Source organism: Nonomuraea sp. NPDC002799 (assembly GCF_053592075.1).
In genome coordinates, this window is record NZ_JBSFVA010000005.1 from 205,461 (window position 1) to 226,340 (window position 20,880).

The following is a 20,880-nucleotide window of genomic DNA, read 5'->3' on the forward strand; positions in this document are numbered from 1 at the left end:
GGAGCGCTTCTCAAACATCCGGCACCTTCCTGAACTGCGAGAACCTGCTTTCTCGTCAGGGATTGATCACTGTAAGTAGTTGTTTGTCGGGATTGCCCCCGGGTAGCTGCCGGACACGCGACGGAGGTGAAAGGTGTTCGAAAAGCGACGTCCCGGCGCGGTGCTCTTCGACCGGGACGGGACCTTGATCAGGGATGTGCCCTACAACGGCGATCCCCGGCTCGTGGAGCCCATGCCGGGCGCGATGGAGGCACTGGGCCGGCTGCGGCGCGCCGACGTGCCGGTGGCCGTGGTCACCAACCAGTCGGGCGTGGCCAAGGGCCTGGTCTCCCCGGACGAGATGGACCAGGTGAACGCCAAGGTGGAGGAGCTGCTCGGGCCGTTCGACGCGTGGGCGATCTGCGTGCACGACGACGCCGACGGCTGCACCTGCCGCAAGCCCGCCCCCGGACTCGTGATCAGGGCCGCCGCCGTCCTCGACGTCAGCCCGCGTGACTGCGTGGTCGTGGGCGACATCGGCAGGGACATGGAGGCCGCCAGGGCCGCCGGCGCCCGGGGCATCCTGGTCCCGACCCAGGAGACGCTGCGGGAGGAGATCCAGCAGGCCGCCGAGGTCGCCGAGGACCTGACCGACGTGGTGGACCGCGTGCTCAGCGACGCCGACGGGCCCGTGCCGGCCGTCGCGGCGCCCTGGGCGCGGGCGATGGGCTGGAGCCGCTGGTGAGGATCCTCCTCTGGCACGTGCACGGCTCGTGGACGAGCTCGTTCATCCGGGGGGATCACGAGTACGTGCTGCCGCTCGTCCCCGGTCGTGGTCCCGACGGCCGGGGACGCGCGCGGACCTTCGACTGGCCCGCCGCCGCCCGTGAGGTGCCCTGGGACCGGCTGCGCCACGAGGACATCGACGTGGCCGTCTACCAGCGCCCGAACGAGGCCGCCCTGGCCCGCGAATGGCTCGGCCGCGAGGTGCCCGGCGTGTACGTCGAGCACAACACCCCGGCGGGGGACGTGCCCCGCACCCGGCATCCGCTGGCCGATCAGAGCAGCGTCACGCTGGTGCACGTCACCCACTTCAACGAGCTCTACTGGGACAACGGCACGGCGCGCACCCGGGTGATCGAGCACGGCGTGCCCGACCCCGGCCACCTCTACACGGGGGAGTTGCCCAGGGCCGGCGTCGTGGTCAACGAGCCGGTGCGCCGCGCCAGGGTGGCCGGCACCGACCTGCTGCCGCGCTTCGCCGAGCGGGTGCCGCTCGACGTGTTCGGGATGAAGGTGGCCGGGCTGCCGTACGGCACCTACGAGGACCTGCCCCAGCACGTCATGCACGCCGAGCTGGCCCGGCGCCGCGTCTACCTGCACCCTTACCGCTGGACCTCGCTCGGCCTGGCCCTCATCGAGGCCATGGCGCTCGGCCTGCCGGTCGTCGCGCTGGCCGCCACCGAGGCCGTCGAGGCCGTCCCGCCGGAGGCCGGAGTCCTGTCCACCAAGGTCGGCGTGCTGGCCGACGCGCTGCACGCGTACGTGGCCGATCCCGAGAGCGCCGCCCAGGCGGGCAAGGCCGCGCGGGCCGCGGCCCTGGCGCGGTACGGGCTCGGCAGGTTCCTGACGGACTGGGATCGGCTGCTCGACGAGGTATGACACAACGAGTCATGGGTAGGCGGTCAAGATGATGCTCGACTGGACCCGCAGGGCCGCCTGCCTCGACCTGGACCCGGAACTGTTCTTCCCCATCTCCATGGATGGGCCGAGCCAGTCGCAGGTCCAGCAGGCCAAACAGGTGTGCGGCGGCTGCCCCGTGCGAGAGCCGTGCCTGTCGTACGCGCTGGACACCCGGCAGGCCTACGGCGTGTGGGGCGGCACCGACGCCGCGCAGCGCCGGGAGCTCAGCTCGTCGCCAGAACCTCCGCGAGAAAACGTTCCCGCTCCGCCGCTTCGAGGTGATCGCTGAACAGCACGCCGTCCAGGTGGTCGGCCTCGTGCTGCAGCACGCGCGCCAGCACGCCGAGCGCCCGCACGGTCACGGGCTTGCCGAACATGTCGCGGCCGCGCGCCGTCACCAGGTAAGAACGTTCCAGCGGCCACCACAGGCCGGGCGCCGACAGGCACGCCTCGTCGGCCGTGATCCGCCGCTCCGACAGCTCCAGCCGCGGATTGACCAGATGGCCGGACTTGCCGTCGTAGGAGTAGACCACCACCCGGACCGGCTCGCCCACCTGCGGCGCGGCCAGCCCGGCCCGCCCCGCTCCCGCCCGCATCGTCGCCGTCAGCGACTTGACCAGCCGCCGGAGGTCGCGGTCGAAGTCATGGACCGGCTCCGCCACTGAGCGGAGCACCGGATCGTCGAACATGCGAATAGGCCGGACCGTCACCCGCAACTCCCCGATTGGCAGCCTGGTCATGCTGAAGGTTTCCCAGGACCGCACGCCGCCAACCCAGAAGCCTCTGCCTTGTAGCACAGCGGTAACAGAAGAGACCCAGGAGCGAAACCCCCTGAAAGCAGTATCGGAGGGTGTTCTCACTTGCGTCACACGCGCCTGTGATGCCTGGCCGGGTGCTCGGGGCCCGGCCAGGCATCTTTGACTACCTGGAGGTATGGGTATGAGCGCGCTTCCCCTGGAGGGCGGCTTCTCCCCGGAGACGGCGCCCGACGCCCTGTCCGGGTTCACCGTCGGCGTCACCGCGACGAGGCGGCGCGAGGAGTTCGGCGCGTTGCTGGAGCGGCGCGGCGCCCGCGTGGTCAGCGCCCCCGCCATCCGGCTCGTCCCCCTGGCCGAGGACACCGACCTGCTCGCCGCGACCAGGAGCAGCCTGGAGCGGCCGATCGACGACGTGGTCGTCACCACCGGAGTCGGCTTCCGGGGCTGGATGGCCGCGGCCGAGGGCTGGGGGCTGTCCGGCGACCTCGGCGAGCACCTGGCCGCCGCCCGCCTGCTCACCCGCGGCCCCAAGGCCAGGGGAGCGGTACGCGCCGCCGGGCTGAACGACCACTGGACCCCCGCCACCGAGTCGTGCCAGGAGGTCAAGGAGTATCTCCTGGCCCAGGACCTGCACGGCCGGCGCATCGCGGTGCAGCAGCACGGCGAGCCGCTCAGCGACTTCGTGGCCGACCTGCGCCAGGCCGGGGCCGAGGTGATCGAGATCCCGGTCTACCGCTGGCTCCCCTACCGTGACATCTCACCCCTGCGCCGGCTGATCAGCCAGACGATCTCCGGCTCCGTGGACGCCGTCGCCTTCACCAGCGCGCCCGCCGTGCACGCCATGCTCGGCGCCGCCCGCGCGGAGGGGCTGGAGGACGCGCTGCTGGCCGCGTTCGGCGGGCCCGTCGTGGCCGCCTGCGTGGGCTCCGTCACCGCCGACCCGCTGACCTCGCGCGGCGTGCCGACGCTGCAGCCCGACCGCTCGCGGCTCGGCGCGCTGGCCCGCGCGCTGGCCCGGCACCTGCCCGAGCACGGCGTCACCCGTCTTGAGGCCGGCGATCACCGGCTGGAGATCCGCGGTCACGCGGTGGTCGTGGACGGCGAGTTGCGGCCGCTGCCGCCCGCGCCGATGGCGGTGCTCAAGCGCCTGGCCGAGAAGCCGGGGCACGTGGTGTCCCGGGCCGACCTGCGTACCGTGCTGCCGGGCAGCGTCGCCCGCGACTCCGCCGAGCACGCCGTGGAGATGGCCATCACCCGGCTGCGCCGCGCCCTCGGGCCGGGCGGCATCGTGGAGACCGTGGTCAAACGCGGCTATCGGCTGGCCTGCCGCTACGAGGCGGGTCTGTGACGCCCACGCTCGTCCTGGCCGCGCACGGCACGCGCAGCGCCGCGGGGGAGCGGACCCTGTCCGCCCTGGCGGAGACGGTCCGCCGATCCCGTCCAGGACAGCGGGTCGAGCTGAGCTACCTGGAGATCAGCTCGCCGCTGCTGTCGGAGGTGCTGCCCGCCGTGGCCGGCCCGGTGGTCGTCGTCCCGCTGCTGCTGGCGGGCGGCTACCACGTGCACATCGACCTGCCGGAAGTGATCGCCGGGTGCCGCCCGGACGCGGTGGTGGCCGGCTGGCTCGGGCCGCACGGGCTCCTGACGTCCGCGCTGGCCCGCAAGCTGGCGCGGGCGGGACTGCGCGCCACGGACGCGGTCGTGCTCGGCGCGGCGGGCTCCTCCGACCCCGCCGCCCTCGCCGACGTGCGCGCCGCCGCCCACCGGCTCGCGGTACGCCTCGCTCGCCCGGTCACGGCCGCCTTCGCCTCGGCCGGCACGCCGTCGCTGGAGGAGGCCATGGAGCGGCTCGGCTCCACCCCGGCCGCCCGCGTGGCCGTCGCCTCGTACGTGCTCGCTCCCGGCTTCTTCCACCAGCGGCTGAGCGCGGCCGGGGCAGGGCTGGTCAGCGAGCCGCTGGGGGCCGATCCGGACGTCGCGGCGCTGATCTGGCACCGCTACGACGAAGCCCTGCGCACCCGGCGCGGTCAGGCGGCGAGCGGTTCGAGCCGCAACTCGCGCACGATCTCCCGTGCGCTGGTCTCCCGCGTGGGTCCGGCGTCGGCGCCGACGAACATCTCGATGTAGGCCCGGTGGAAGCACCCGGCGATCAGCAGCCGCGCGCTCGCCTCCGGGTCCACGCTCGCCCCCACCCGCCCCAGCCGCTGCTCGGCCGCCAGGTAGGCGGCCAGCGGCGCGACCTCCGTGGGGGGTCCGAGCCCGGTGTCGCGGATGGCCTGGCGGAAGCGGACTGTCACGCTGGGTGAGGTGAAGGCGGGCAGGGCCGCCCCCTGCACCTCCATGTAGTAGTCGATGCCCGCTCGCGCCACCGGCAGCAGGTTGTCCGACACCTTCCCCTTCCCGATACGGCGGGAGAGATCGTGCAGGATGCTGAGCCAGAGCGGGAGCCGGTCCTGCAGCAGCACGAGGAAGTGGTCCACCGGGCCGCCGGAATGGTCGTCCCTGAGCGAGACGGCCATCTCCAGGATGCGCCGCCTGGTGTCCTGGCTCTGGTGCGGATCAATGTGAGACGTCGCCATGGCGTGCCTAACGTGCGCGGTCAGTCGAGCAGGCAACACGGCGCGAAGCCGGAGGGTTTCACCTATCGATCAGCGTGCGGGGTCAGGAGTCCGAGCTTCGTGCAAGTTTCTACTGTCCCTGATTATTGCGGAAAAGATGGCCAATTGTTGGATTTAATCCTCAAAATCAGCCGTCAGTGTCGCGGTCGCGCCGCCGCAGATAGCGCTCGAACTCGGCCGCGATCGCGTCTCCGCTCGCCTCCGGCAGCTCGGCCGCGTCCTTGCGCTCCTCGAGCTCCTTGACGTATTCGGCCACCTCGGTGTCCTGGGAGGCCAGCTCGTCGACGCCGTGCTCCCACGCCCTGGCCTCCTCGTCGAGGTCGCCCAGCGGCATCGGGATCTCCAGCACGTCCTCCAGCCGGCGCAGCAGCGCCAGCGTGGCCTTCGGGTTGGGCGGCTGGGCCACGTAGTGCGGCACCGACGCCCACAACGAGATCGCGTCCAGCCCCGCCTCGCCGAACTCGTGCTGCAGCACCCCGACGATGCCCGTCGGCCCTTCGTAGCGGCTCAGCTCCAGGTTGGTCGAGCGGGCCAGCGTCTCGTCGGTCGCGCCGCCGAGGATGGGCACGGGCCGCGTGTGCGGCGAGTCGTTGAGCAGCGCGCCGAGCATGACGGCCAGCTCGATGCCGAGCTCGCGGCAGGCCTCGATGATGTCGGCGCAGAAGGAGCGCCAGCGCATGTTGGGCTCGATGCCGCGCAGCAGCACGACGTCGCGCTCGACGCCCGGCGGGCGGGCGCGCAGCAGCCGGGTGGTGGGCCACACGATCGAGCGGCTCAGCCCGTCGTTCATCTCCACCACGGGCCGGGTGACCTGGAAGTCGTAGTAGTCGTCGGGGTCGAGCGCGATCAGCGGCTCGGCCTTCCAGGCGGACTCGAGATGGGCGATCACACCGCTGGAGGCCTCGCCCGCGTCGTTCCACCCTTCGAACGCGGCAATGAGCACCGGGTCTACGAGCTCGGGGAGCCCTTCGAGCTCTATCACGTGTCGCCTCCTCTCTCCATCGTCCCGCTAAGCCTATGCGGTAAGGAGGCGTCGGCGTCACTGATCTCTCCTTGATCGCCCACGCCGCGCCGTCCCGCCGTGCCGGTGCTCAGCAGCGCGTCTCCGCCCGCGGTCCCACGTGCGCGGATGTGCGCGCGCACGCGTGCACGCCGCGCGTACGCCCGTGGCGAAACGCGCGCCCCGAGCCGGCGTCCGGCTCATCGCCCCGTCACACCACGCTCGCCGCCTCGTCACGGCACGCTCAACCAGCGACTACGGCACGCTCCAACCCACCGGTCACGGGACGCTCGGCCGCCGGTCACGGCAGGGTCAGCACTTGCCGTCCGTCGTGTGCACGACCAGGACGTCGCACGAGGCCCGGTGGGTGACGCTGGAGGGCACGGAGCCGAGCAGCCGCCCGGCCAGGCTGTTGAGCCCCCTGTTGCCCACCACGAGCAGGTCGGCGCGGTGCCGGCCGGCCAGCGCGACCAGCACGTCCACGGCCTCGCCCTGCTCGGCGGCCAGGACGATGTCGGCGGCGCCCGCCGCCGCGGCGTGCCCGCGCGCCGCCCGCAGGGCGTCGTCGGCGGGCGTGGAGCCGCCCACCTTGTACGCCAGATCACCCAGCCGGTCGGCGGCCGCGGCCCGCTCGCTCTCGCGCATGGGCAGATACGCGCAGGCCAGGACGAGGGTGGCGCCGGTCGCGGCGGCCAGGGAGGCGGCCGTGGAGACGGCGCGGAAGGAGGAGGGCGAGCCGTCGGTGCCGACGAGCACGGTGCGGTAGGTCATGGCGACCCCAATTGGACGGAGAGTTCAATTGACAGTCGGCAGAATAGCGCTCGGGCGACGCCCAGATCGGCGCCCTGGAAGCACCGGATAAGCTTTGCCCCATGAGCATCTCCCCGTCCTTGCGAGAAGTGTTGTCCCAGCGCGTGATCGTCGCCGACGGCGCCATGGGCACGATGCTCCAGGCTCAGGACCCGACCCTCGACGACTTCCACGGTCACGAGGGCTGCAACGAGGTGCTCAACGTCACCCGGCCCGACATCGTGCGCGGCGTGCACGACGCCTACTTCGCCGTCGGCGTCGACTGCGTGGAGACCAACACCTTCGGCGCCAACTTCGCCGCCCTCGGCGAATACGACATCTCCGATCGCGTGTTCGAATACTCGGAGGCCGGAGCCAGGATCGCCCGCGAGTCGGCCGACCAGTGGTCCACGCCCGAGCACCCGCGGTTCGTGCTCGGCTCGATGGGCCCGGGCACCAAGCTGCCCACGCTGGGTCACCTGCCCTACGCGAGCCTGCGCGACTCCTACCGCGACAACGCGGCCGGCCTGATCGCGGGCGGCGCGGACGCCCTGATCATCGAGACCTGCCAGGACCTGCTGCAGGTCAAGGCCGCCGTCGTCGGCGCCAGGCGGGCCATCGAGGCCGCCGGCCGCGACATCGTGATCATCGCGCAGGTGACGATCGAGACCAACGGCGCGATGTTGCTCGGCTCCGAGATCGGCGCCGCCCTGACCGCGATCGAGCCCCTCGGCGTCGACATCGTCGGCCTCAACTGCGCGACCGGCCCGGCCGAGATGAGCGAGCACCTGCGCTACCTCGCCCGCCACTCGCGCCTCAAGCTGTCCTGCATGCCCAACGCCGGCCTGCCGGTGCTGACCTCCGACGGCGCCTACTACCCGCTCTCGCCGCAGGAGCTGGCCGGCGCGCACGAGACGTTCACCCGCGACTACGGCCTGTCCCTGGTCGGCGGCTGCTGCGGCACCACGCCCGAGCACCTGCGCCAGGTGGTCGAGCAGGTCCGCGACAAGGAGGTCGCGCACCGCCGGCCGCGTCCGGAGCCCGGCGCGTCCTCGCTCTACCAGACGGTCCCGTTCCGGCAGGACACCTCCTACCTGGCCATCGGCGAGCGCTGCAACACCAACGGCTCCAAGGCCTTCCGCGAGGCCATGCTGGCGGGCCGCTGGGACGACTGCGTCGAGACGGCCCGCGACCAGGCCCGCGACGGCGCCCACATGCTCGACCTGTGCGTCGACTACGTCGGCCGCGACGGCGTGGCCGACATGAAGGAGCTGGCCTTCCGCTTCGCCACCGCCTCCACGCTGCCGATCATGCTCGACTCGACCGAGCCGGCGGTGCTGCAGGCGGGCCTGGAGATGCTCGGCGGGCGCGCCGCCGTCAACTCCGTCAACTACGAGGACGGCGACGGCCCCGACTCCCGCTTCCAGAAGATCATGCGCCTGGTCCGCGAGCACGGCTCGGCCGTGGTCGCGCTGACCATCGACGAGGAGGGCCAGGCCCGCACCGCCGAGTGGAAGGTGCGGGTGGCCTCCCGCCTCATCGACGACCTGGTCGGCAACTGGGGCATGCGGGTCGAGGACATCATCGTCGACTGCCTGACCTTCCCCATCGCCACCGGCCAGGAGGAGACCAGGCGCGACGGCCTGGAGACCATCGAGGCCATCCGCGATCTCAAGCGCCGCCACCCGAGCGTGCAGACCACGCTGGGCCTGTCCAACATCAGCTTCGGCCTCAACCCGGCCGCCCGCATGGTGCTCAACTCGGTCTTCCTCAACGAGTGCGTCAACGCGGGGCTCGACTCCGCGATCGTGCACGCCTCCAAGATCGTGCCGATGGCCCGCATCCCCGACGAGCAGCGCCAGGTCGCGCTCGACATGGTCTACGACCGCCGCCGCGAGGGTTACGACCCGCTGCAGAAGTTCATGGACCTCTTCGAGGGCGTCGACGCCGCCGCCGTGCGCGCGGGCCGGGCCGAGGAGCTGGCCGCGCTGCCGCTGTGGGAGCGGCTCAAGCGGCGCATCATCGACGGCGAGAAGAAGGGCCTGGAGGCCGACCTCGACGCCGCACTCGCCCAGCGCCCCGCCCTGGAGATCATCAACGAGGTGCTGCTCGACGGCATGAAGACGGTCGGCGAGCTGTTCGGCTCCGGTCAGATGCAGCTTCCGTTCGTGCTGCAGTCGGCCGAGGTCATGAAGACCGCCGTGGCCTACCTCGAACCCCACATGGACCGCGTCGAGGGCGAGACGAAGGGCCGCATCGTGCTGGCCACCGTCAAGGGCGACGTGCACGACATCGGCAAGAACCTCGTGGACATCATCCTGTCCAACAACGGCTACCAGGTCGTCAACCTCGGCATCAAGCAGCCCGTCTCGGCCATCCTGGAGGCCGCCGACGAGCAGAAGGCCGACGTCATCGGCATGTCCGGCCTGCTGGTCAAGTCGACGGTCATCATGAAGGAGAACCTGGAGGAGATGAACTCCAGGGGCCTGTCGGAGCGCTACCCGGTGCTGCTCGGCGGCGCCGCCCTCACCCGCGCCTACGTCGAGCAGGACCTCGCCGGGCTGTTCGGGGGCGAGGTGCGCTACGCCCGCGACGCGTTCGAGGGGCTGCGGCTGATGGACGCGTTCATGGCCGTCAAGCGCGGCGTGGCGGGCGCGACGCTGCCGCCGCTGCGCGAGCGGCGGGTCAAGACCGGCGCGGTGCTGGAGCGCACCCCCGTCGAGGAGCTGCCGTCCCGCTCCGACGTGGCCGCCGACAACCCGCTGCCGGCCGCGCCGTTCTCCGGCGACCGCGTCGTCAAGGGCATCTCGCTGGCCGACTACTCCGCCTTCCTCGACGAGCGCGCGCTCTTCCTCGGCCAGTGGGGCCTCAAGCCCACCAGGGGCGGCGACGGGCCCGGCTACGACGAGCTGGTCGAGACCGAGGGGCGGCCCCGGCTGCGCATGTGGCTTGAGCGCATGCAGACCGAGGGCCTGCTGGAGGCGGCCGTCGTCTACGGCTACTTCCCGTGCGTCGCCGACGGCGACTCGCTGATCATCCTCGACGACGGTGGCAACGAGCGCACCCGCTTCACCTTCCCGCGCCAGCGCCGCGACCGTCACCTGTGCCTGTCCGACTTCTTCCGCGGCAAGGACTCCGGCGAGGTCGACATGGTCGGCTTCCAGGTGGCCACCATGGGCTCCAAGATCTCCGACGCCACGGCCGAGCTGTTCGCCAAGGACGCCTACCGCGACTACCTGGAGCTGCACGGCCTGTCGGTGCAGCTCACCGAGGCGCTGGCCGAATACTGGCACGCCCGGGTGCGCTCGGAGTGGGGCATCGGCGGCGATGAGTCGCTCGACGACATGCTCAAGGTCAACATCCAGGGCTGCCGCTACTCCTTCGGCTACCCGGCCTGCCCCAACCTGGAGGACCAGGTGCAGCTCTTCCAGCTCCTCGACCCCGAGCGCATCGGGGTGACGCTGTCGGAGGAGTTCCAGCTCCACCCCGAGCAGGCCACGTCCGCGCTGGTCGCCCACCACCCCGAGGCCAAATACTTCAACGTCTGACACCTCGGCGCCCGCTGTCCGAAGCGTCACGACCAGGCCCCCGCCGCCCGCCGTTCACCGCTGGGCGGCGACAATGGCGGAACGCACTACGGATACGGGGGCAAGGCATGGAAGCGGTCTTCTTCGACATGGACGGGCTGCTCATCGACAGCGAGCGGGTCTGGCTGGAGATCGAGACCAAGGTGATGGCCGAACTCGGCGGCGCGTGGACGGCCGAGCACCAGGCGCATCTGGTCGGCGGTTCGATGGGGCGCACGGTGCACTACATGCTGGCCGTGTCCGGCTCCGCGGTGAGCGCGGAGACGGTGCGGGAGTGGCTGGTCGCTGGCATGGTGGCCCGCCTGTCCGAGGGCGTGCGCGTCATGCCGGGCGCCTCCGAGCTGCTCGACGCCCTGCGGGAGGCGGGGGTGCCCGTGGGGCTGGTCACCTCGTCGCTCAGGGAGATCGCCGACGCGGCGCTCAAGAGCGTCGGCAGGGACCGCTTCGACGTGATCGTGACCGCCGACGACGTCAGCCACACCAAGCCGGACCCCGAGCCCTATCTGACGGCGGCGGGGCTGCTCGGGGTGGAGCCGGTCCGCTGCGTCGTCCTGGAGGACTCCCCGAACGGCGTGGCCGCCGCCACCGCGGCCGGTTGCGCCGTGGTCGCCGTGCCCAGCCTGCTGCCCATCGAGCCGGCGCCAGGGCGCCTGGTGATCTCCTCGCTCGCGGAGATCGGGGTCGGGGACCTGAGGAACCTTCTGCGCTCCTGAGCGTTCCCCTAGGGGAGAACTGGTTCTCGCGGAGGAGGCGAACGCGCCTTCGCGTGCCAGGATGAAAGCAGGAGCCACGACGAGGGGGCGGCAACATGGACACCTTCAACACGATCGCTTGGCTGCCGTTGTGCGCCGGAGTGAGCATCGCCGGGCTGGTGCTCGCCTTCCTGGCCTTCAGGCGCAGGGGAGCGACCGCCGGGTTGCGGATGACGGCGTGGGCGCTGCTCCCGGCGGCGGCCTATCTGACCGGCGCGCTGCAGGCGCTGTGGACCGTCGGCGCCACCCTGGTGGGCTTCGTGACGAGCCTGGTGTTCAACCCGACCGTGTGGATCGGCGTGGCCGTCGCGGGGTTGTCGGCGGTGCTGTTCGTCGTCTCAGGCGTGCTGCGGGGCCGGAAACTGGCCGGCGGCAAGAAGAAGAAGGCGCCTTCCGGCGACTCCGAGCAGCAGCGGCCCGTTCAGCCTTCGGCGAACAAGCCGGCCGCCGCCGGCCAGACGCGGCCTGCCGTGACGGCGCCGAAGGCCGGCAAGGGTGAGGACGACTTCTCCGACATCGAGGACCTCCTCAAGCGCCGCGGCATCAGTTGATCCGGGTGTTCGAGAGCTCTGTCACAGTTCCGAGACGCAACCGGGACGACGGGGAGACAATCCCCTCAAGATCGATACGAATGAGTTTCGCGTCAATCACAGTTGAGCCACATCAGGGGGCGAAGGGCTGGTCATAGCAGTTCAGCGCATACATTCTGCGTCCTGGGGCCGTGACATACGGTCTCACTGAGCACGGGCGTCATACCCTGATCCGGGCAGTCGCCCGGCTGGCAGACGTCGTCTGGAATCCAGGGGGCCAGGAAAGTATGCGCACTACCTTGGTCGCGCGGGTGCATGGCTTCATGCGGCCGCTGGCAGGGGTGGAGGGGATCGCGTGACCGCTCCGCTGGACGTTCCGGAGTCGGCGGCGACGGCCCCGTCCGACACGCTGCTCGCCGGAACCGACCTCAAGGCCATCGAGGGCCGCTCCCTCGGCCAGATCGCCTGGCGCCGGCTGAAGCGCGACAAGGTGGCCATCGCCGGGGCCTGTGTGATCATCTTCTTGATCCTGGTGGCCGTCTTCGCCCCGCTGATCGTCAAGTGGCTGGGCCATGACCCGCTGGAATACCACGAGGACCTGGTCGACGGCCGGTCGATGGCGCCCAAGGAGGCCCTCGGCGGCATCAACTCCGACTTCCTGTTCGGCGTCGAGCCGTCCAACGGCCGCGACATCTTCAGCCGGGTGCTCTACGGCGCGCGGATCTCGTTGCTCATCGCCTTCCTGGCCACGCTGTTGTCGGTCGTGATCGGCACCCTCCTCGGTGTGATCGCCGGCTACTTCGGCGGCTGGGTCGACACGCTGATCGGCCGGGCGATGGACGTCTTCCTCGCCTTCCCGATCCTGGTGTTCGCCATCGCGCTGGCCGGCGTCATTCCCGACCAGGCGTTCGGCCTGACGGGCGACACGCTCAGAGTCGCTCTGCTGATCTTCATCATCGGATTCTTCAACTGGCCCTATCTGGGCCGGATCATCCGAGGGCAGACGCTCTCGCTGCGTGAGCGCGAGTTCGTGGACGCCGCCAGGAGCCTGGGCGCCCGCGGGCCGTACATCATCTTCCGCGAGCTGCTGCCCAACCTGATCGCGCCGATCCTGATCTACTCGACGCTGCTGATCCCGTCGAACATCCTGTTCGAGGCGGCGCTGTCGTTCCTCGGCGTGGGCGTGCGCCCGCCGACCCCCACCTGGGGCGGCATGCTCTCCGACGCGGCGCGTTATTACACGATCCCGCACTTCATGATTTTCCCCGGCCTGGCCATCTTCATCACCGTGCTGGCCTTCAACCTCTTCGGTGACGGCCTGCGCGACGCGCTCGACCCGCGCGGCAAGCGCTGAGCAGTTCCCCCCGTCTCCCTTTCTCAGCTTCCATATCCAAAGGGGTGCGACACCTTGATGAGAAGAAGATCCACCATCATTACCGCCGCCATCGGCGCGGCCCTGGCCCTGGGCCTGTCGGCCTGCGGTGGCAACGCCACCCAGACCCCCGGTCAAGGCGGCAGCTCGCAGGCGGCGGGCGCGGGCGCCAAGGACGAGCTCGACGCCGCGATCGGCAAGATCTGGAACCCTTCTGACAAGAAGGGCGGCACGCTCAAGATGGCGAACACGGCCGACTGGGACAGCCTCGACCCGGGCAACACCTACTACGGCTACGCGCTCAACTTCGCCCGCCTGTACGGCCGTGCGCTGCTGATGTTCAAGGCCGCCCCCGGCGAGGACGGCAACACCCTCGTCCCTGACCTGGCCGAGAGCCTGGGCAAGTCCAGCGACGACGCCAAGACCTGGACCTACACCCTGCGCAAGGGCGTCAAGTTCGAGGACGGCACTCCGGTCACCTCCAAGGACGTCGCCTACGCCGTGGCGCGCCAGTTCGACAAGGAGGTCTTCCCGAACGGGCCGACCTACCTCAACGCGCTGCTCGCCTGGCCCAAGGACTACAAGGGCGCGCTGAAGGACAAGGACGCCGACCTCTCCTCGGCGATCGAGACGCCGGACGACCAGACGATCGTCTTCCACCTCAACCAGCCCTTCGGCCTGTTCGACTACATCATGCAGATGCCGATGACGATGCCGGTCCCGCAGGCCAAGGACACCGGCACCAAGTACCAGGAGCACGTCGTCTCGACGGGCCCCTACAAGTTCGAGAAGAACGAGGTCGGCAAGGGCTTCACCCTGGTCCGCAACGACCAGTGGGACGCGGCGACCGACCCGAACCGGCCGGCGCTGCCCGACCGCATCGAGGTCCAGACCAAGGTCAACGCCGACGACCTGGACAACCGGATCATCTCCGGTGACATCCAGGTCGCCGTCGACGCCCTGGGCATCAGCGCCGCCGCGCTGCCCAAGGTGCTCGGCGACCCCGCGCTGCAGGCCCGCACGGACAACCCGAGCCAGCAGCGCACCTGGTACACCTCGGTCATTCCCGACGTGGCGCCGCTGGACAACATCGAGTGCCGCAAGGCCGTCCAGTTCGCCGCCGACCGTACGAGCCTCCTGCGCGCCTACGGCGGCGAGACCGGCGGCATCCTGGCCACCGGCATGATCCCGCCGAGCATGGCCGGCCACAAGGACATCACGCTCTACAAGACGCCCGAGGACAAGGGCGACGTGACCAAGGCCAAGGAAGCCCTGACCAAGTGCGGTCAGCCCAACGGCTTCGAGACCAACATCTCCTACCGCACCGAGCGGCCCAAGGAGAAGGCCGCGGCCGAGTCGCTGCAGCAGTCGCTCGCCAAGGTCGGCATCAAGCTGACGCTCAAGCCGTACCCGCAGGACGACTACTTCGCGCTGTACGCCGGCAAGCCGGCCTACGTCAAGGAGAACAAGATCGGCCTGGCCATCAACGGCTGGGGCTCCGACTACCCCGACACCTACGGCTTCCTGCAGGCCATCGTCGACAGCCGGGACATCAGGGCGGCGGGTAACTACAACCTGAGCGTCAAGATCCCCGAGGTCGACAAGATGATCGACCAGATCAAGGCCGAGCCCGACGCCGCCAAGCGCAGCGACATGTGGGCCCAGGTGGACCAGCGCGTCATGGAGGAGGCCGTCACGATGCCCAGCACGTACGGCAAGGCCCTCTTCCTGCGCGGCAAGGGTCTGACGAACGTGTTCATCAGTGACTCCCAGCAGATGTACGACTACGTCGGCCTGGGCGTCCAGCAGTAACTGGAACACACTGAGATTGGCAGGTGAAGGCAGCAGGCCGCCGGCCCGGTACGGGCGAATCCCGCACCGGGCCGGCGGCTGGAGCCGGGCACAGTGGTCACATACATCATCAGGCGCGTGATCGGCGCCGCGGCGATGCTGCTCATCGTCAGCATGGTCACCTTCGCGATCTTCTTCTTGGTGCCGCGCCTGGCCGGCGCGACCCCCGAAGGGTTCGCGGCCCGGTACGTCGGCAGGACGGCCAGTGACGAGACCATCAAACTGGTCGCGCAGCGGCTCGGCTTCTACGACCCCCTGGCCGTGCAGTACGGGCGGTTCGTCAAGGGCATCGTGGCCGGGGCCGACTACGACACCGGCACGTCGGTGGAGCGGTGCCCCGCGCCCTGCCTGGGTTACTCCTTCATCACCCAGCAGCCGGTCTGGCCCAACCTGCTCGACCGCGCCAGGGTGACCCTATCGCTCGGCATCGGCGCGGCCATCCTGTGGGCGCTCGGCGGCGTGGCGACGGGCGTGCTGTCGGCTCTGCGCCGCGGCAGTTTCTTCGACAGATCGGCCATGGGCATCGCCCTGGCCGGAGTCTCCCTGCCGATCTTCTTCACCGGCATGATCGCGCTGACGATCTTCAGTTACGGCCTGGGCTGGACGGCCCCGGGCGGCGCCTGGACCGACATCACCATCAATCCCGCGCAATGGGCTTACAACCTGATATTGCCCTGGATAACGCTGGCCCTGCTGTTCGCCGCCACCTACGCGCGGCTCACCAGGGCCGGCATGCTGGAGACCATGGGCGAGGACTACATCCGCACCGCCAGGGCCAAGGGCCTGGTCGAGCGGAAGGTCGTGGTCAAGCACGGCCTGCGCGCCGCGCTGACCCCCCTGCTCACCGTCTTCGGCCTGGACTTCGGCCTGCTGATGGGCGGCGCCGTGCTGACCGAGACCACGTTCTCGCTCAACGGGCTCGGCAAGTACGCCGTCGACGCGATCTCCAACAACGACCTGCCGGCGGTCATGGGCGTGACGCTGCTCGCCGCCCTGTTCGTGGTCGTGGCCAACCTGGTCGTGGACCTCCTCTACGCGGTGGTCGACCCGAGAGTGAGGCTGTCGTGAGTTCCTACCTCGACGTCAAGGACCTGCGCATCCACTTCCCGACCGAGGACGGCCTGGTCAAGTCCGTCGACGGGTTGTCGTTCGGGCTGGAGCGGGGCAAGACGCTCGGGATCGTCGGCGAGTCCGGCTCCGGCAAGAGCGTCACCAGCCTCGGCATCCTCGGCCTGCACAAGGGCGGCAACGCCCGCATCTCGGGCGAGATCTGGCTCGACGGCACCGAGCTGGTCGGCGCGAGCAACGAGTACGTACGGCGGCTCCGCGGCAAGAAGATGGCGATGATCTTCCAGGATCCGCTGTCGTCCATGCACCCGTACTACACGGTCGGCGACCAGATCATCGAGGCGTACCGCATCCACCACGACGTCAGCAAGAAGGTCGCGCGCAAGCACGCGGTCGACATGCTGGGCCGCGTCGGCATCCCCGAGCCCGCCCGCCGGGTCGACGACTACCCCCACCAGTTCTCCGGGGGCATGCGGCAGCGCGCCATGATCGCCATGGCCCTGTCCAACGACCCCGAGCTGCTCATCGCCGACGAGCCCACCACGGCGCTCGACGTCACCGTGCAGGCCCAGATCCTCGACCTCATGCGCGACCTGCAGCGCGAGTTCAACTCCGCGCTGATCATCATCACCCACGACCTGGGCGTGGTGGCCGAGCTGTCCGACGACATCCTCGTCATGTACGGCGGCAAGTGCATCGAGTACGGCACCGCCGACGACATCTTCTACCGTCCCGAGCACCCCTACACGTGGGGTTTGCTGGGATCGATGCCCCGCCTCGACCGGGAGCCCACCGAGCGGCTCCTGCCGATCAAGGGCTCCCCGCCGTCCCTGATCAACGTGCCGCCGGGCTGCGCCTTCCACCCCCGCTGCCCCTACGCCGACAAGACCGAGGGCAAGGCCAAGACCGAGGTGCCAGCCCTGGCCGAGACCGAGGGCGGCCACCTGGTGCGCTGCCATCTGGAGCGGGCCGAGCGGCGGGCACTGTGGGAGAACGAGATCAAGCCTGTGCTGGAGACTCAGTGACCGACAACGAGCCGCTTCTTTCCGTGCAGAACCTGGAGAAGCACTTCCCCGTCACCAAGGGCCTGCTCAAGCGGCAGATCGGGGCCGTCAAGGCGGTCGACGGGATCAGCTTCGACGTGTTCAAGGGCGAGACGCTCGGCCTGGTGGGCGAGTCCGGCTGCGGCAAGTCCACCACCGGCCGCCTCGTCACCCGCCTGCTGGAGCCGACCGCCGGCAAGGTGATCTTCGAGGGCCAGGACATCACGCACATGAAGCAGGGCCGGCTCAGGCCGCTCCGCCGCGACATGCAGATGATCTTCCAGGACCCCTACTCGTCGCTCAACCCCCGTCACACGGTCGGCGCCATCGTCGGCGCCCCGTTCCGGATCCAGGGCGTCGAGACCGAGCACGGCGTCAAGAAGGCCGTCCAGGACATCCTCGCCCTGGTCGGGCTCAATCCCGAGCACTACAACCGCTATCCGCACGAGTTCTCCGGCGGGCAGCGGCAGCGCATCGGCATCGCCCGCACGCTCGCGCTCAAGCCCAAGCTGATCATCGCCGACGAGCCGGTCTCCGCGCTCGACGTGTCGATCCAGGCCCAGGTCGTCAACCTGCTCGAAGATCTGCAGAACGAGCTGGACCTGACCTACGTCGTGATCGCCCACGACCTGTCGGTGGTGCGGCACATCAGCGACCGGGTGGCCGTCATGTACCTGGGCAAGATCGTCGAGGTCGCGGAGCGCAAGCAGCTCTACAGCGCGCCGATGCACCCCTACACCAACGCGCTGTTGTCGGCCGTGCCGGTGCCCGACCCCAAGACGCGCCGGGACCGCGACCGCATCCGGCTCACCGGCGACGTGCCCAGCCCGCTGAACCCGCCGCCCGCCTGCCGCTTCCACACGCGCTGCTGGAAGGCGCAGGAGATCTGCAAGACCGTCGAGCCGCCCCTGGAAGAGCTGGCCGGCGGCCACCGCGTGGCCTGCCACTTCCCGGAGAACGCCCCCACCCCCGCCCCCGCCGAGGCGACGTCCGAATGAGCACGTCTGGCTGAGCACGTCAGGATAAGGCGCCCGGCGTGATCAGCCCGACCTCGTAGGAGAGGACCACGGCCTGCACGCGGTCGCGCAGGCCGAGCTTGGTCAGCACGTTGCCCACGTGCGTCTTCACGGTCGTCTCGCTCACCACGAGCTTGGCCGCGATCTCCGCGTTGGACATGCCCTTGGCGATCAGCCGCAGCACCTCGAGCTCCCGCTCGGTCAGCCGGTCGAGCCGGGCGGGAGTGGCCTGCTCGTACGCCGACGGCAGCCGCTTGGCGAACCGGTCCAGCAGCCGGCGCGTGACGCTCGGCGCCACGATCGCGTCGCCGGCCGCCACCACCCGGATGGCCTGCACCAGCTCGTCGGGCGGCACGTCCTTCAGCAGGAACCCCGACGCCCCCGACCGCAGCGCCTCCACGATGTACTCGTCGAGGTCGAACGTCGTCAGCACCAGCACCTTCGGCACGTGCGCCGACGGCGCCGCCTCCCGCACGATCCTGCGGGTCGCCTCGATGCCGTCGACCCCGGGCATCCGGATGTCCATCAGGACGACGTCGGGCAGCAGCGCCCGCGTCTGCTCCTGCGCGTCCTTGCCGTCGCCGGCCTGGCCCACCACCGTGATGTCGGGCTCGGCCTCCAGAATCAGGCGGAACCCCGTGCGCAGTAGCGGCTGATCGTCCACCAGCAGCACTCTGATCGTCATTGGCCGTCCTTCAACGGGAATCTCGCCCGCACCTCGAAACCGCCCCCCGGCAGCGGACCGATGCTGAGGATTCCACCATAGAGCGCCACGCGTTCGCGAATGCCCACCAAACCATGCCCTGACCGCATGGCACCCTCCGCCGCCCCGCGCCCGTCGTCCCGCACGCCCACGTTCAGCTCATGAGCCTCGTGATGCACCGTCACCACCGCCTGGGCTCCGGCGCCCGCGTGCCGCAGGCTGTTCGTCAGCCCCTCCTGGACCAGCCGGTAGGCCGCCAGGTCCACCCCGGTGGGCAGCGGCCGCGGCTCGCCCTCGACCAGTAACCGCGTGGGCAGGCCCGCCTCGCGCATCTGCTCGGCCAGCGCCGGCAGGTCCCGCACGCTCGGCTGCGGGCCCAGCTCGGCCCGGGCGTCGGCGCGCAGCACGCCGACGATGCTGCGCATCTCCGTCATCGCCATCCGGCCGGTGTGCTCGATCGCCGACAGCGCCTCGCGCGCCAGGTCGGGATCGGAGCTCAGCACCCGCCGCGCCGCCGCGGCCTGCACGGTCATCACGCTGACGTGGTGGGCGACCACGTCGTGCAGCTCCCGCGCGATCCTCGAACGCTCCTCGGCCCGCGCCGCCCGGGTGTCGGAGGCGTGCGCGCGTTCCAGCCGCTCCGCCCGATCCCGCAACTCCGCCAGGTACGCCCGCCGCAACCGCAGGCTGCGGCCCCCGCCCCAGACCGCCACCAGCACCACGGCCACCACGACGTGCTCGCGCCAGCCGGCCGCGCCGGCCGCGCTGACCGGGCCGGTGAAGGCGCCGAGCACGTAGGCCGCCAGCGAGAGCAGCAGCGCGCCCAGCGCCACCGCCAGCCCGCGGTAGGAGCCCACCGTGTAGAGCAGCACCAGCCCTGGCAGGCCCGACAGGCCCGTGCCGTAGCCGAGGGCGGCCAGCAGCGTCTGTGGCACCAGCCCCGCGCACAGCGCCGCCAGCGGCCACCGCCGGCGCACCGCCACGGGGGCGCACGCCAGCAGCACCAGCGCCGCACCGAGCGGGTCGGGCGCCCGCATCCCGGTCACCGGCAGCCCCTCGGACTGCAGGCGGTCGGGGCTGTACAGGATGAACAGCGCCACCGACGCCGCGGCCACCACAACGGCGAGCACCGTGTCATGGAGCCTGGTCCGGTCTCTGCGCACCGCTTTACTGTAGGCCCAGGTGAGAGCCTGGAACCTCCTACCTTGGGAGGATTAGCAGACCGAGCGGCAGCCCGGTGCGGTCAGAGCTCGTCGGTGGCCGCGCGGCGGTTGCTGCGCACCCTGTCGCCCGGCTGGCGGTCGGGCACCGGCGGCGGCGTGCCGCCGAACTCCGGGCACAGCGCCTGGTGATCGCACCAGTCGCAGAGCCGGCTCCGGCGCGCCCGCCACTCGCCCGTCTCCAGCGACCGCTCGATGGCCGCCCACAACGCCATCACCTTGCGCTCGGTGGCCAGCAGGTCGGACTCGTCAGGCGCGTAACGCAGCACCTCGCCCTTGCCGCCCAGATAGACGAGCTGCAGCAGCCGCGGCACCTGCCCGCGCAGCCGCCACAACACCAGCGCGTAGAACTTCATCTGGAACAGCGCCTTGGCCTCGAAGTCCGGCCCGGGCGCGCTGCCCGTCTTGTAGTCGACCACCCGGACCTCGCCCGTCGGCGCCACGTCGAGCCGGTCGACGTAGCCCCGCAACATCAGCCCGCCGTCCAGGACCGCCTCCACGTAGAGCTCGCGCTCGGCGGGCTCCAGCCGCGTCGGGTCCTCCAGCGTGAAGTAGCGCTCCAGCAGGCCGCGCGCCTGCGCCAGCCACTCCGCCTGCTCGGTCTCGTCGGCGAACATCGCCGCATACTGGGCGTCGTCGGCCAGCAGCCGCTGCCACTGCGGCTCCAGCAGCTCCAGCGCCGCCGCCACCGAACGCCGCGGCGCCGGCAGGTCATAGAGGCGCTCCAGAACCGCGTGCACCACCGTGCCCCGCACCGCCGCCTGGGAGGGTTTCTCGGGCAGTTGGTCGATCACCCGGAAGCGGTAGAGCAGCGGACATGTCATGAAGTCGCCTGCCCGGGACGGGGAAAGGGCTCCGATGATCACCGGTTCGGTCAACGTCATGCACCGCACTCTAGGTCAACACCCCGA

20 protein-coding genes are annotated in these 20,880 nt (G+C 70.6%); 13 read left to right on the forward strand and 7 right to left on the reverse strand.

Annotated features, from left to right (window positions below):
* The first annotated feature begins 133 nt into the window (after positions 1-133).
* The 3 genes from ACWD0F_RS12410 to ACWD0F_RS12420 are packed head-to-tail and all read left to right on the forward strand — an operon-like array spanning position 134 to position 1,951.
* On the forward strand, positions 134-724 hold the full coding sequence (locus ACWD0F_RS12410; RefSeq protein ID WP_449874632.1) for a D-glycero-alpha-D-manno-heptose-1,7-bisphosphate 7-phosphatase: 591 nt from the start codon (positions 134-136) through the stop codon (positions 722-724).
* Complete coding sequence (locus tag ACWD0F_RS12415) at positions 721-1,641, forward strand: glycosyltransferase (protein WP_449874634.1); 921 nt, start codon at positions 721-723, stop codon at positions 1,639-1,641. Before ACWD0F_RS12410 ends, ACWD0F_RS12415 begins: the two co-directional genes overlap by 4 nt.
* Positions 1,642-1,669: 28 nt before the next feature.
* On the forward strand, positions 1,670-1,951 hold the full coding sequence (locus ACWD0F_RS12420) for a WhiB family transcriptional regulator (RefSeq protein ID WP_449874636.1): 282 nt from the start codon (positions 1,670-1,672) through the stop codon (positions 1,949-1,951).
* Here the strand turns inward: ACWD0F_RS12420 and ACWD0F_RS12425 are convergent.
* Complete coding sequence (locus tag ACWD0F_RS12425; protein ID WP_449874638.1) at positions 1,887-2,402, reverse strand: peptide deformylase; 516 nt, start codon at positions 2,400-2,402, stop codon at positions 1,887-1,889. The genes ACWD0F_RS12420 and ACWD0F_RS12425 overlap by 65 nt on opposite strands.
* A 199-nt stretch (positions 2,403-2,601) precedes the next feature.
* Here ACWD0F_RS12425 and ACWD0F_RS12430 point away from each other — a divergent pair, with 199 nt between their 5' ends.
* Together ACWD0F_RS12430 and ACWD0F_RS12435 are read left to right on the forward strand one after the other, a co-directional pair.
* A complete protein-coding gene (locus tag ACWD0F_RS12430) occupies positions 2,602-3,768 on the forward strand; it encodes a uroporphyrinogen-III synthase (protein ID WP_449874640.1) in 1,167 nt (388 codons plus the stop codon).
* A complete protein-coding gene (locus ACWD0F_RS12435) occupies positions 3,765-4,547 on the forward strand; it encodes a sirohydrochlorin chelatase (protein ID WP_449874642.1) in 783 nt (260 codons plus the stop codon). The genes ACWD0F_RS12430 and ACWD0F_RS12435 overlap by 4 nt, the downstream gene beginning before the upstream one ends.
* Here the strand turns inward: ACWD0F_RS12435 and ACWD0F_RS12440 are convergent.
* From ACWD0F_RS12440 to ACWD0F_RS12450, 3 genes are all read right to left on the reverse strand, one after another.
* Positions 4,448-4,999 (reverse strand): hypothetical protein, encoded by a 552-nt coding sequence (locus ACWD0F_RS12440; RefSeq protein ID WP_449874644.1) that lies wholly within the window; start codon positions 4,997-4,999, stop codon positions 4,448-4,450. The genes ACWD0F_RS12435 and ACWD0F_RS12440 overlap by 100 nt on opposite strands.
* Positions 5,000-5,165: 166 nt before the next feature.
* The gene (locus tag ACWD0F_RS12445; protein WP_449874646.1) at positions 5,166-6,020 is read right to left on the reverse strand and encodes a PAC2 family protein; all 855 of its coding nucleotides are present in this window, start codon (positions 6,018-6,020) and stop codon (positions 5,166-5,168) included.
* A gap of 330 nt (positions 6,021-6,350) precedes the next feature.
* Positions 6,351-6,809 (reverse strand): universal stress protein, encoded by a 459-nt coding sequence (locus tag ACWD0F_RS12450; RefSeq protein WP_449874648.1) that lies wholly within the window; start codon positions 6,807-6,809, stop codon positions 6,351-6,353.
* Between the two features lie 101 nt (positions 6,810-6,910).
* Here ACWD0F_RS12450 and metH point away from each other — a divergent pair, with 101 nt between their 5' ends.
* The 8 genes from metH (at position 6,911) to ACWD0F_RS12490 (ending at position 18,028) form a co-directional block, all read left to right on the forward strand.
* Positions 6,911-10,375 carry a methionine synthase gene (gene metH, locus ACWD0F_RS12455; protein ID WP_449874650.1) on the forward strand — a complete coding sequence of 1,155 codons (3,465 nt, stop codon included), beginning with the start codon at positions 6,911-6,913 and terminating at the stop codon, positions 10,373-10,375.
* A gap of 107 nt (positions 10,376-10,482) precedes the next feature.
* Positions 10,483-11,127: an HAD family hydrolase gene (locus tag ACWD0F_RS12460; protein WP_449874652.1), complete on the forward strand. Its 645-nt coding sequence runs from the start codon at positions 10,483-10,485 to the stop codon at positions 11,125-11,127.
* A gap of 95 nt (positions 11,128-11,222) precedes the next feature.
* On the forward strand, positions 11,223-11,717 hold the full coding sequence (locus ACWD0F_RS12465; protein WP_449874654.1) for a cellulose synthase: 495 nt from the start codon (positions 11,223-11,225) through the stop codon (positions 11,715-11,717).
* Between the two features lie 334 nt (positions 11,718-12,051).
* Positions 12,052-13,050: an ABC transporter permease gene (locus ACWD0F_RS12470; RefSeq protein WP_449874656.1), complete on the forward strand. Its 999-nt coding sequence runs from the start codon at positions 12,052-12,054 to the stop codon at positions 13,048-13,050.
* 57 nt (positions 13,051-13,107) lie between these two features.
* A complete protein-coding gene (locus ACWD0F_RS12475; RefSeq protein WP_449874658.1) occupies positions 13,108-14,880 on the forward strand; it encodes an ABC transporter substrate-binding protein in 1,773 nt (590 codons plus the stop codon).
* A gap of 93 nt (positions 14,881-14,973) precedes the next feature.
* Positions 14,974-15,987 (forward strand): ABC transporter permease, encoded by a 1,014-nt coding sequence (locus ACWD0F_RS12480; RefSeq protein ID WP_449874660.1) that lies wholly within the window; start codon positions 14,974-14,976, stop codon positions 15,985-15,987.
* A complete protein-coding gene (locus tag ACWD0F_RS12485; RefSeq protein WP_449874662.1) occupies positions 15,984-17,012 on the forward strand; it encodes an ABC transporter ATP-binding protein in 1,029 nt (342 codons plus the stop codon). The genes ACWD0F_RS12480 and ACWD0F_RS12485 overlap by 4 nt, the downstream gene beginning before the upstream one ends.
* A complete protein-coding gene (locus tag ACWD0F_RS12490; protein ID WP_449874664.1) occupies positions 17,009-18,028 on the forward strand; it encodes an ABC transporter ATP-binding protein in 1,020 nt (339 codons plus the stop codon). Before ACWD0F_RS12485 ends, ACWD0F_RS12490 begins: the two co-directional genes overlap by 4 nt.
* Before the next feature lie 19 nt (positions 18,029-18,047).
* Here the strand turns inward: ACWD0F_RS12490 and ACWD0F_RS12495 are convergent, their stop codons facing one another.
* The 3 genes from ACWD0F_RS12495 to ACWD0F_RS12505 form a co-directional block, all read right to left on the reverse strand.
* Entirely contained in the window at positions 18,048-18,731 is a 684-nt protein-coding gene (locus ACWD0F_RS12495; protein WP_449874666.1) for a response regulator, read from the reverse strand.
* On the reverse strand, positions 18,728-19,912 hold the full coding sequence (locus ACWD0F_RS12500) for a sensor histidine kinase (protein WP_449874668.1): 1,185 nt from the start codon (positions 19,910-19,912) through the stop codon (positions 18,728-18,730). The genes ACWD0F_RS12495 and ACWD0F_RS12500 overlap by 4 nt, the downstream gene beginning before the upstream one ends.
* Before the next feature lie 80 nt (positions 19,913-19,992).
* The gene (locus tag ACWD0F_RS12505; protein WP_449874669.1) at positions 19,993-20,853 is read right to left on the reverse strand and encodes a RecB family exonuclease; all 861 of its coding nucleotides are present in this window, start codon (positions 20,851-20,853) and stop codon (positions 19,993-19,995) included.
* Positions 20,854-20,880: the final 27 nt, after the last annotated feature.